Origin of the sequence: Tenacibaculum retecalamus (assembly GCF_027941755.1) — a bacterium.
Taxonomy (GTDB): Bacteria; Bacteroidota; Bacteroidia; order Flavobacteriales; family Flavobacteriaceae; genus Polaribacter; species Polaribacter haliotis_B.
The window spans coordinates 852,069-864,487 of record NZ_CP115916.1; the positions used below are offsets into that span (position 1 = coordinate 852,069).

General features: G+C 31.3%; 8 protein-coding genes. 4 read left to right on the top strand and 4 right to left on the bottom strand.

Features of this window, described 5'->3' with window-relative positions; translation table 11 throughout:
• Positions 1 to 13: 13 nt before the first annotated feature.
• Together PG912_RS04245 and PG912_RS04250 are read right to left on the bottom strand one after the other, a co-directional pair.
• Complete coding sequence (locus PG912_RS04245; protein ID WP_275688595.1) at positions 14 to 1,402, bottom strand: redoxin domain-containing protein; 1,389 nt, start codon at positions 1,400 to 1,402, stop codon at positions 14 to 16.
• Between the two features lie 180 nt (positions 1,403 to 1,582).
• The gene (locus tag PG912_RS04250; protein WP_275688596.1) at positions 1,583 to 4,135 is read right to left on the bottom strand and encodes an ATP-dependent Clp protease ATP-binding subunit; all 2,553 of its coding nucleotides are present in this window, start codon (positions 4,133 to 4,135) and stop codon (positions 1,583 to 1,585) included.
• A gap of 308 nt (positions 4,136 to 4,443) precedes the next feature.
• On the opposite strand from PG912_RS04250, the gene gyrA reads away from it, so the two are divergent.
• Both gyrA and PG912_RS04260 read left to right on the top strand, forming a co-directional pair.
• Complete coding sequence (gyrA, locus tag PG912_RS04255; RefSeq protein WP_275688597.1) at positions 4,444 to 6,945, top strand: DNA gyrase subunit A; 2,502 nt, start codon at positions 4,444 to 4,446, stop codon at positions 6,943 to 6,945.
• A 23-nt stretch (positions 6,946 to 6,968) separates the two neighbouring features.
• Positions 6,969 to 8,204 carry a tetratricopeptide repeat protein gene (locus PG912_RS04260; RefSeq protein ID WP_275688598.1) on the top strand — a complete coding sequence of 412 codons (1,236 nt, stop codon included), beginning with the start codon at positions 6,969 to 6,971 and terminating at the stop codon, positions 8,202 to 8,204.
• A 71-nt stretch (positions 8,205 to 8,275) separates the two neighbouring features.
• Here PG912_RS04260 and PG912_RS04265 read toward each other — a convergent pair whose 3' ends face one another.
• Both PG912_RS04265 and PG912_RS04270 read right to left on the bottom strand, forming a co-directional pair.
• Positions 8,276 to 9,046 carry a C40 family peptidase gene (locus PG912_RS04265; RefSeq protein WP_275688599.1) on the bottom strand — a complete coding sequence of 257 codons (771 nt, stop codon included), beginning with the start codon at positions 9,044 to 9,046 and terminating at the stop codon, positions 8,276 to 8,278.
• An 18-nt stretch (positions 9,047 to 9,064) separates the two neighbouring features.
• Positions 9,065 to 10,240: an acetyl-CoA C-acyltransferase gene (locus PG912_RS04270; RefSeq protein WP_275688600.1), complete on the bottom strand. Its 1,176-nt coding sequence runs from the start codon at positions 10,238 to 10,240 to the stop codon at positions 9,065 to 9,067.
• Between the two features lie 105 nt (positions 10,241 to 10,345).
• Here PG912_RS04270 and PG912_RS04275 point away from each other — a divergent pair, with 105 nt between their 5' ends.
• Entirely contained in the window at positions 10,346 to 12,163 is a 1,818-nt protein-coding gene (locus PG912_RS04275) for an HD family phosphohydrolase (protein ID WP_333780685.1), read from the top strand.
• Positions 12,164 to 12,182: 19 nt separating this feature from the next.
• A complete protein-coding gene (locus PG912_RS13650; RefSeq protein WP_333780686.1) occupies positions 12,183 to 12,395 on the top strand; it encodes a hypothetical protein in 213 nt (70 codons plus the stop codon).
• Positions 12,396 to 12,419: the final 24 nt, after the last annotated feature.

The following is a 12,419-nucleotide window of genomic DNA, read 5'->3' on the forward strand; positions in this document are numbered from 1 at the left end:
TAGTGAAATTAGATTAGACACCTAATTCATCAAATATATTTAATAATTTTTCTCCTTCAGAAGGTCTTGGAGCATTTGGATTTACAATATTTCCGTCAGGATCAATAATTATAAACTTAGGCAATCCTTTTATTAAGAATTTCTTCGCCCATTCTAATTCAGATTGTTTTTTACCGCTAAATAATTGTATTCCTGTCATTTCACGATCAACAATTGTTTGCTTCCATTTTTCATGCTGATTTTTATCATCAACACTAATGCTTACAAATTCGATGTTTTTTCCGTGATATTCCTCTTCTAATTTTTTTAATAAAGGAATTTCTCTTTTACAATAAGCACACCAAGTAGCCCATACATCAATGTATAAGTATTTTCCTTTCCCTAATAAATCATCTAAAGAAGTAGTTCCTCCTGCATAATTTTCAAAATCTTTAAATTTTGGAGCAGGTTGTCCTTTGGCTGTAGTTTTTAAAATATTATAACTTTTAGATATTTCTTCTTTATGTTCTTTATCGGTAGAGTATGCCATGAATTTATCATGAAACTCTTTTAAATTGTTAGTGTAAGTTATACCTTCTTTGGCACTTTTGTATAATAAATCGTTTTTAGCTATAGTATCGTTAACCTCAGTTTGTAAGGTTTCTAAATACGTTAAAGAGTAATCTTCACCTTCTTTGTTTTTATCTTTAGCGATAACTTCTAGTTGTGTTTCTAACATTTTACGGTAAGAATATGAGTTAACATAATCATCACCGCTACTGTAGTTAAAGTTTTCAAGAGGGTCTGGGAAGTCTTCTGAAACCTTAAATTCACTATCACCAGTTAAAGTACCGTAATAATCTTGGTAGTTGCTTAAATTCCTTAAATATTCGTATTCAATATTTTTAACTTCACTTTTTAAGAATTCAGGCGATAAATTATTAGCAATAGACAACTCGGTTAAAGCATCTTTATATTCATCCATTTTGTCTAAGAAGTCTTCTTCATCTAAAGAAAATAGCTTGTTTGCGTTTATTAAAATTTCAGTAAATTTTCCTTTTTTCTGAACAAAATAATTATTGATATTCGCATTGGTACCTTCGTATGCTACTGCATCAGCATTTTTGTAGTCAAAAGTAATTTTTGTATCAACAGTATCAGAAAGGTATAGATCAAAATTTCTTTTATTAGCTGTTAAGGTATAGTACCCCTTTTTGTCAATTCTTAAGGTATCTGAAAAATTTCCAGTTTTTTTATCAAATTTTATTTTTTTAGTAAAATTGAAACCATTTAAGGTTACATCTCTTTTTTTGAAATTTTCTATTTTACCTGATAAAATGAGATAATCTTTTACCGGCTTTTCTTCTTTTTTACAAGAGATAATGGTAATTCCTACGAAGGCTAAAAGTATTAATCTTTTCATCGTTTAATGTTTATGTTAATAAGGGATTAAGTGGGCTAAGATACTTTTTTTAGATTTTTTATCAAAAAAATTAACAAAATATTTGATATTTATGACTATCTAAAAGGTGTTTACTTATGAATAAGTAAGGTTTATTGGATAAAAAAACCTCAAGTAGTTAGCTTGAGGTTTTAGTGTTTTTTATTGATCTATTTCTGTACGAGATTCTTCAGGTTTTTCTCCTTTTTCTATTTTGATGATCAGTTTATTGTCTTTATCATCTAAATCCATAAAAATAGTATCTCCTTCTTCTAATTTTGAGTTTACAATTTCTTCAGCTAAAGCATCTTCAATATATTTTTGAATTGCTCTCTTTAAAGGTCTTGCACCATATTTTTTATCAAAACCTTTGTCTGCTATGTAGTCTTTTGCTTTTTCGCTTAATGTTAGCTTATAGCCTAAATCAGCAATACGATTTAATAGTTTTTCTAATTCAATATCGATAATTTTATGAATGTCTTCTCTTTCTAAAGAGTTGAAAATTATAACATCATCAATACGATTTAAAAATTCTGGGGCAAATGATTTTTTTAAAGCACCTTCAATAATACTCTTTACATGTGAGTCTTCTTGTTCTTTTTTCGATGAAGTTCCAAAACCAACTCCCGAGCCAAATTCTTTTACTTTACGAGCTCCTATGTTAGAAGTCATAATAATAATGGTGTTTCTAAAATCTATTTTTCTACCAAGACTGTCGGTGATGTGTCCATCATCTAAAACTTGTAATAACATGTTAAAAACATCTGGATGTGCTTTTTCAATTTCATCTAAAAGAATTACAGAATATGGTTTTCTTCTAACTTTTTCAGTTAACTGACCACCTTCCTCATAACCTACATATCCGGGAGGCGCACCAATTAAACGAGAAATAGCAAATTTTTCCATGTATTCGCTCATATCGATTCTAATTAAGGAATCGCTAGAGTCGAATAACTCGCGTGCCAATACTTTTGCTAATTGTGTTTTTCCAACTCCTGTTGATCCTAAGAAAATAAAAGAACCAATCGGTTTATTAGGGTCTTTTAAACCTACACGATTACGTTGTATTGCTTTTACGACTTTGGTAACAGCTTCGTCTTGTCCGATGACTTTACCTTTAATCATATTTGGTAAATCAGCTAAACGATTACTTTCTGCCTCTGCAACTCTGTTTACAGGTATTCCTGTCATCATAGAAACAACTTCAGCAACATTATCTTCGGTAACAACTTCTCTGTTTAATTTAGCATCTTCTTCCCACTGGTTTTCTGCGGATGCTAATGCGGTTTCCATATTTTTTTCGTCATCACGAAGCTTTGCTGCTTCTTCGTATTTCTGACCGCTTACAGCTTTTGTTTTTTGTTCGCGAATTTCTTCTAATTTAGCTTCTAATTCTAGAATTTGCTGTGGAACAACAATGTTTGTAATATGAATTCTAGATCCAGCCTCATCCAAAGCATCAATAGCTTTGTCTGGTAAAAAGCGATCTGTCATATAACGATTTGTTAATTTTACACAGGCATCAATAGCTTCATCAGTAAATGATACTTGATGGTGTGCTTCGTATTTACCTTTAATATTGTGTAAAATTTGTACTGTTTCTTCAACGGTTGTTGGTTCTACAATTACTTTTTGAAAACGACGTTCTAAGGCGCCATCTTTTTCAATATTTGTTCTAAATTCATCTAAAGTAGTTGCTCCTATACATTGAATTTCTCCACGAGCTAAAGCTGGTTTAAGCATGTTAGAGGCATCTAAAGAGCCTGTAGCACCACCTGCACCAACAATTGTGTGAATTTCATCAATAAATAAAATAATGTCGTCATTCTTCTCTAATTCGTTCATTAGAGCTTTCATGCGTTCTTCAAACTGACCTCTGTATTTTGTTCCGGCAACTAAGCTGGCTAAATCTAAAGAAACAATTCTTTTATCAAATAAAATACGAGATACTTTTCGTTCTACAATTCTTAAGGCTAAACCTTCGGCAATGGCAGATTTACCCACACCAGGTTCTCCAATTAACATTGGATTGTTTTTTTTACGTCTACTTAAAATTTGAGAAACACGTTCAATCTCTTTTATTCGACCTACAACAGGATCTAGTTTACCAGAAACTGCTAGTAATGTTAAATCGCGTCCGAAATTATCTAATACCGGAGTTTTAGATTTTTTAGTTTGTTTTCCTTTGGGTGTTTGCTGCCCGAAAGGATTCGATTTGTCATCTGTAAACTCATCATCAGAAGGAGTTTCTGCAGTAGGAGAGGGAAAGGTGTCTTCCATATGAAGTTCTTTGTAAAGTGCTTTTGCTTCTTCGTAGCCTACATCATATTTCTGAAGCAGTTTTGTTGCAGGGTCATTTTCATTACGTAAAATACATAATAATAAATGAGCAGTGTCAATTGAACTACTTTGGTATAATTTGGCTTCTAAAAATGTTGTTTTTATTGCTTTTTCTGCTTGTCTTGTAAGGTGCAAACTCTTTTTTTCGATGCTTGCTATTGATGGGGTAGTCGGATTTAGTTTTTCTAATTTATTACGCATCAAATCTAAATCTACATCAAAAGTAGTTAATATTTCAATGGCTTTTCCGTCTCCTTTTCTAATCAAACCTAACAAAAGATGTTCTGTTCCAATAAAATCGTGTCCTAATCGTAAGGCTTCTTCTTTACTGAAAGTAATTACATCTCTAACTTGTGGTGAAAAATTATCGTCCATAAATTTAATTTGTATAAATGTAAAGTTAGTAAGTTTTTTTCTTAAAAATTACAAAAAAGGTGCCAATAGTTTTTAACAGCCATTCTGACAAAGTAAATGCACATGAATAATGTTTGAAAAACGCTTAAAATTGTTGATAAGTATCATTAAAACAATAAAAATATTTTTTGTGTAAAAGAAGCCATTATAGTATCTTGCAATGTTTTAAAAAATACAGCTAATTTTAGTGTATTTTAGAAGTGAGTTTTATCAAGTGTAAAATTCACTTTTTTAACGAAAATGAGAATTAATATTTTAAAAAAATATATATGGCAGATGGCGAAAAGTTGATTCCTATCAACATTGAAGAGCAAATGAAAGCGGCGTATATCGATTATTCAATGTCGGTTATCGTATCAAGAGCATTACCAGATGTAAGAGATGGTTTAAAACCAGTTCACAGAAGAGTTTTGTTTGGTATGCATGAGCTTGGAATTAAAGCAACAGGGTCATATAAAAAGTCGGCAAGAATTGTAGGGGAAGTACTAGGTAAGTATCACCCGCATGGTGATACCTCTGTATATGATTCTATGGTGCGTATGGCGCAAAGTTGGAGTCAGCGTTATATGATGGTTGATGGGCAAGGTAACTTTGGTTCTGTTGATGGAGATTCTCCTGCAGCAATGCGTTATACCGAGGTGAGAATGCAGAAGATATCAGAAGATATGTTAGCTGATATTGAAAAAGATACTGTTGATCATCGTTTAAATTTTGATGATACTTTACAAGAACCAACAGTTTTACCAACACGTATTCCTAACTTATTAGTAAACGGAGCATCTGGTATTGCAGTAGGTATGGCAACAAATATGGCACCGCACAATTTAACAGAAGTTGTGAATGGTACAATTGCTTATATCGAAAATAGAGATATTGAGATTGATGAGTTAATGCAGCACATTAAAGCACCAGATTTTCCTACAGGAGGAACCATTTATGGTTACGAAGGTGTAAAAGATGCTTTTCATACTGGGCGTGGACGTATAGTGATGCGTGCCAAAACTAGTTTTGAGGAGGTAAAAGGAAGAGAGTGTATTATTGTTACTGAAATTCCTTATCAGGTGAACAAAGCAGAAATGATTAAAAAAACTGCTGAGTTAGTAAATGATAAAAAGTTAGAAGGAATAGCTAATATACGTGACGAGTCTGATAGAAACGGAATGCGTATTGTTTATATTTTAAAGCGTGATGCAATTCCTAATATTGTATTAAATAAATTATTTAAGTACACGCAATTACAAACATCATTTAGTGTAAATAATATTGCGCTAGTTAATGGTCGTCCAGAGCAATTAAACTTAAAACAATTAATTCATTATTTTGTTGAGCATAGACATGAAGTTGTTGTTCGTAGAACTGAGTTTGAATTAAAGAAAGCAGAAGCAAGAGCTCATATTTTAGAAGGATTAATTATTGCTTCTGATAATATTGATGAAGTAATTAAGATTATTCGTGCATCAAAAAACGGTGATGAAGCTCGTGAGAAATTAATAGAGCGTTTTGAATTGACAGAAATTCAGGCGAAAGCAATTGTAGAAATGCGTTTGCGTCAGTTAACAGGTTTAGAACAAGACAAATTACGTGCTGAGTTCGACGAGATTATGTTAACGATTACCGACTTAAAAGATATTTTAGCAAACGAGCCAAGACGTTATCAAATAATTACAGATGAGTTGACTCTTGTTCGTGATAAATATGGTGATGAGCGTCGTTCTGAAATTCACTATGCTGGTGGAGATATGCGTATTGAAGATATGATACCAAACTCTAAAGTTGTGGTAACTATTTCTCATGCAGGTTATGTAAAACGTACCAATCTAGACGAATATAAAGTTCAGAATAGAGGAGGGCGTGGACAAAAAGGAGCAACCACTAGAAATGAAGATTTCTTGGAACATTTATTTGTAGGTACAAACCATCAATATATGATGTTCTTCACGCAAAAAGGAAAGGTGTTTTGGATGCGTGTTTATGAAATTCCAGAAGGAGGAAAGAACACCAAAGGTAGAGCAATGCAAAACTTAATCAATATCGAATCGGATGATAAAGTAAAAGCATTTTTAGTTACACAAGATTTAAAAGATGAAGAGTACATCAAAAATCATTATGTAATTATGGCTACTAAAAAAGGACAAGTTAAAAAAACGCCTTTAGAGCAATATTCTCGTCCAAGAACTAATGGTATAAATGCCATTACAATTAAAGAGGGAGATGAGCTTTTAGAAGCTAAATTAACCACTGGTGATAGCCAAGTAATGTTAGCCTTAAAATCTGGTAAATCTATTCGTTTTGAAGAAGCAAAAACCCGCCCAATGGGAAGAACTGCATCAGGAGTTCGTGGTATTACTTTACAGCACGATAAGGATGAGGTTATTGGTATGATTGCAGTAAATGATATGGATAGTAATATTTTAGTAGTTTCTGAAAAAGGATATGGAAAACGATCTAAATTAGAAGATTATCGTGTTACAAACCGTGGAGGTAAAGGAGTAAAGACATTAAATATATCAGAAAAAACAGGAGAATTAGTTGCTATTAAAAATGTAGATGATTCAAATGATTTAATGATTATTAATAAATCAGGACTTACAATCCGTATGGCTGTAGAAGATTTACGTGTTATGGGACGTGCAACACAAGGTGTTCGTTTAATAAATATTAAAGATTCTGACAGTATTGCAGCTGTAGCAAAAGTAATGCGTGAAGAAGACGAAGAAGAAGATGGCACGGAAATTGAAAATGAAGATATAACAAACGAAGAGCAAGAATAACAATAAATTTAAAAGTAACAAAAATGAAAAAACAAATACTAACCTTTTCTTTAGGATTGATGACATTAGGTTTAATGGCACAAAAATCTGAATTAAAAGCTGCTGAGAAAGCAATAAAAAAACAAGATTTCACTACTGCTATTTCAACTTTAAATAATGTTGAAGGTACTGTAATGATTAAGGGAGAAGATAAATATAAATCTAAATTTTACTTTTTAAAAGGTAAAGCATTAGCTGCAACAAAAGATTATAAAAATTCAGCTGAAGCTTTCAGTGAATTGTCAGCAATGGGTAAAAATAAATACTCTGTAGAAGCTAAACCTATCTTAGATCAAATGATTAAAGAAGTTTCAGAAAAAGCAGTTGATTTATATAATAATAAAAAAGATTTTAAAAAAGCTTCTGAAAATTTCTATTTAACGTATGTATTAAGCCCTACAGATACTTCTTTTGTTTATAATGCAGCTATTTCTGCAACACAAGCAGAAGAATATGATACTGCAATTAAATATTATAAAGAGTTAAGAAGGATTAACTATACAGGTGTTCAAACGCAATACTTAGCAACAAATAAGTTAACAGGTAAAGTAGAAAACTTAGGTACAAAACAGCAAAGAGATTTGATGGTAAAGTCTAAGCAATATCTTAAGCCAGAAGATAAAGCATCAGAATCTAAGACTGCTACTATAGTAAAGAATATCGCATTATTGTTAAAACAACAAGGAAAGACAGACGAAGCAATAGAGGCGTTAGCTGAAGCAAGAAAAGCAAATCCTAAAGATTTAAATTTACTATTAAATGAAGCTGACATGTATATTCAGCTTAAACAAATGGATAAGTTTGGAGAGTTAATGACTGAAGCAATTGCTTTAGATCCAGAAAACGCTACGTTATATTACAATTTAGGTGTAGTTAATTTTAATCAAGGTAGAGTTGAGGATGCTAAAAAGTATTATCAAAAAGCGATTGAATTAAAGCCTGATTATGGTGATGCTTACATGAACTTAGCAGTAGTTGTTTTAGATAAAGACAAGAAAATTGTTGAAGAAATGAATAATAATTTATCAAACTTTAAAAAGTATGACGAGTTAGCTTTACAACAAAAAGAAGTTTATAAAGAGGCATTACCGTTTTTAGAGAAAGCAGATTCTTTAAATAGAAGTATTGATACAGTTAAGACATTAATGAATTTATATGAAGTTTTAGAAAATGAAGCGAAAGCAACAGAGTACAGAGATTTATATAAGTCAATGAAATAAGCTTATTTCACTAAATAAAAAAACCGAAACTTTTAAGTTTCGGTTTTTTTGTGCTTTATTTTATGAGAATTCTAAATAAAACGTTTAATTACTCTTAATTTATGAGTGTGTTTATTGGTGTCTATATTATAAATACCGCTATGATCTAGCTTGTCTATGCGTACTTTACCATGTGCATGAATAATATTATAATCATTCATAATAATACCAACATGCGTAATATTACCATCTTCATTATCAAAAAACGCTAAATCACCAGGCTCACTTTCTTCAATAAAACTTAAAACCTCACCTTGGGTAGCTTGTTCTTTAGCATCGCGCAATAAATTATAACCACATAATTTATATACAGTTTGCGTAAAGCCAGAGCAATCAATACCAAAAGGAGATTTCCCTCCCCATAAATAAGGTACATTTAAAAACAGAAAAGCAGTATCAATAATAGCAGATTTAGCTAGTTTCGTATTACATACTTTTCCTTCGTAAGAATATAAAGTTTTATTTATATTGATATTCTTGTCTTTGTAAAAAGGAAGTCTAGCTCCCATCGGAATAGTAGTTAAGTTGTGATTATTATCAGTAATAAAATCAATTAACTCACCAGCATAGTTTTTGTTTTCTTCGGATAAAGAATTATAAACATCCTCTGTAATTTCTTCATATTGCTTATTATCGATAAAACCTTCGTAATTATCGAAAGCTAAACGAATTTTACTCCATTTTTTAGATTTTTCTAAAACCTTAAAATGTTCGCCAAAAACTACTTGATTTACCATTTCTGATGGATCAGCAGGTTCAAGACGAAGAGGTACAATACTTAAATTACAAATTCCGAAAGACATTGATTAATAGATTAAAAATTAAACTCTCTCGATTACTATTGCACTAGCACCACCACCACCGTTACAAATACCAGCAGCACCAATTTTAGCGTTATTTTGTTTTAAGATAGAAGTTAAAGCGATAACAATTCTTGCTCCAGAAACCCCTAATGGATGTCCTAAAGAAACAGCTCCACCATTTACATTTACTTTATCAGCAGTTAAACCTAAAATTTTCATATTAGCTAAACCAACAACAGAAAATGCTTCGTTTAACTCAAAGTAATCTACATCATCAATCGCAAGTCCAGCTTTCGCTAATGCCTTTGGTAATGCCTTAGCAGGTGCAGTGGTAAACCATTTAGGTTCGTGTGCAGCATCGGCATATCCTTTTATTTTAGCTAAAGGCGTTAAGTTTAATTCTGCAGCTTTATCCGCAGACATTAAAACTAAAGCAGCTCCACCATCGTTAATTGTTGATGCATTTGCAGCAGTTACTGTTCCGTCTTTAGTAAAAGCAGCACGTAAAGCAGGAATTTTCTCCATTTTTACATTTTTATATTCTTCATCTTCAGAAAAGATAACTGGTTCGCCACGACGTTGAGGTATTTCTACGGGTACAATTTCATCAGCATATTTACCTTCGCTCCATGCGTTAGAAGAACGTTTGTAAGATTCGACAGCAAAAGCATCTTGATCTTCTCTTGAAAAACTATATTCAGTTGCACATTCATCAGCACAAACTCCCATTGCTACTTGTTCATAAGCATCAACTAAACCATCTTTTTGTAAACCATCTTCCATTTTAATAGAGCCAAATTTAGACCCAGTTCTTGCATGTTGATAATGAGGAATCATACTCATGTTTTCCATACCTCCAGCAACCACAATCTCTGCATCACCTAAAGCAATTGTTTGCGCAGCTAACATGATAGATTTCATACCAGAAGAACATACTTTGTTAACAGTGGTACAAGGTACCGTATTCGGAATTCCAGCAAAAATTGCTGCCTGACGTGCAGGTGCTTGACCTAGTCCAGCAGAAACTACATTACCCATAAAAACTTCTTCAACTAATTCAGGTTTTAAGTTGATTTTTTCTAAAGCTCCTTTTATTGCTACGGCACCTAATTTTGGTGCAGGTATCGTTGATAAAGTTCCTAAAAAACTACCGATTGGTGTTCTTGCAACTGATACAATAACTACTTCTTTCATATATTTGGGTATATTGTGTTAAGATTTGTTCTGCGAAAATAACCATTTTATAACCAATACTCAAATAATAGAGAAAGGTTATATTTACATTTTTAAACATAGAAAATGAACGATTTCATTAATAAGTTATATAAAAATAATGCAATTATTTATAAAGCATTGTTGTTTTTAATTACAGTTGTTTCAATTGTATACTTGTTTCCTAAAGGAGGACAATTTAAGTACGATTATCCCCAAGGTAAGCCTTGGCAGTATGATAATTTTTATGCGCCATTTGATTTTGCTATTCAAAAAACGGCTCAAGAAATAGATGCGGAAACTCGTGAGATTAGATTAAATATCAAAAAGTATTTTGTTTACGATCAAGAAGTAGAAGCAGAGGTTTTATTTTCTTATCAAAATAAATTAACTCATTCAGATTCTTTATCAGTTAAAGATTTAGATATTTTAAAAAAGACAGGGAGCAAAATCATAAAAAAAATATACAAATATGGTTTTTTAGATGATGAAAGTGCTACTAGAGCGAATGAAAGAGAATTGGTGATTTTACGAAAAGGAAATTCAATAGATGATATTTATTTTTCGAGATTAATTCGATCTAAAGATGTGTTGAAATTTATTTCAGATAATAGTGCAAATATTGATGAATATCAACAAGAGATTGTTTTAAATTGCTTATCAGAAGCCTTAAAATCAAATGTAATTTTTGATACAAAGTATAGTGATAAAGAATTAAATGGAGCAATTAAGAATATTTCTTATGCAAAAGGAAAAGTATCTAAAGGTGAATTAATAATATTGAAAGGAGATATTGTAGAAGGAAGAAAATTTAATGTTTTAAAATCGTATGAAACTGCGTCAAGTTCGCAACTTTGGGCAAAATCTAATTACTATTGGATTATTTTTGGATATACTATTTTAGTAGCTTTAGCTTTATTAATGTTACTGCTTTTTCTACAAAAATATCGGTTCGAAATTTTTAATGATAACAATAAAGTAACCTTTATTTTCTTTAACGTTTTTTTGATGATTTTCGTGCAAACATTGGTTGTTAAATATAATTCAGAATACTTGTATGTTGTTCCGTTAAGTATCTTGCCAATTGTATTAAAAGCTTTTTTTGATGCAAGGCTAGGGTTGTTTACACATGTACTTACTGTATTGTTATTAGGGTTTATTGTGCCTAATAGTTTTGAGTTTATCTATTTGCATATTATTGCAGGAATTGTAACTATATTAACAGTTTCTGAACTTTATAAAAGAGCAAGTTTATTTGTTTCAATAGGGCAGATAACTTTAATTTACATGATTACTTATTTTGCTTTTTCAATTTTAAAAGAAGGAAATGCAGATAAAATAAATTGGTTGTATTTCGGGTTGTTTGCTGCAAACGGGTTATTATCTTTCTTAGCGGTATTCTTTATTTATTTTTATGAAAAATTGTTTGGTTTGGTTTCTGATGTGACCTTATTAGAATTGTCAAACACAAATTCGAAATTGTTAAGAGATTTAAATGAAAAAGCACCAGGAACTTTTCAACACTCAATGCAAGTAGCAAATTTAGCAGAAGCGGCAGCAAATGAAATTGGAGCCAATTCGATGCTGGTTAGAACAGGAGCATTGTACCATGATATAGGTAAAATGGCAAATCCGATGTACTTTACCGAAAATCAATCTACAGGCGTAAACCCGCATAATGATTTATCACCTAAAGATAGTGCTCGCATAATTTTAGATCATGTTATAAAAGGAATTGAAATAGCAAAGAAAAATAAGTTGCCAGATAGAATCATCGATTTTATTAGAACACACCACGGAACAAGTGTTACTTATTATTTTTATAAACAGGAAGTAGAAAATAACCCAGCGGTAGAGGTAGATAAAAAAGAAGTTTCAATACCAAGAGCCTATTCCGTTTTCTAAAGAAACAGCTATTTTAATGATGTGTGACGCTGCAGAAGCTGCTTCTAAAAGTTTAAAAAACCCAACAGCACAATCAATAGATAACTTAATAGATAAGATTATTGATAAGCAAAAAAACGACAATCAGTTCATGAATTCTGATATTACGTTTAGAGAAATAGAAAAAATAAAAAAAATTATTAAGAATAAGTTAATGAGTATCTATCACTTACGAGTTGAATACCCAGATTAGCGTAATTTTTTTTCAAAAACACTT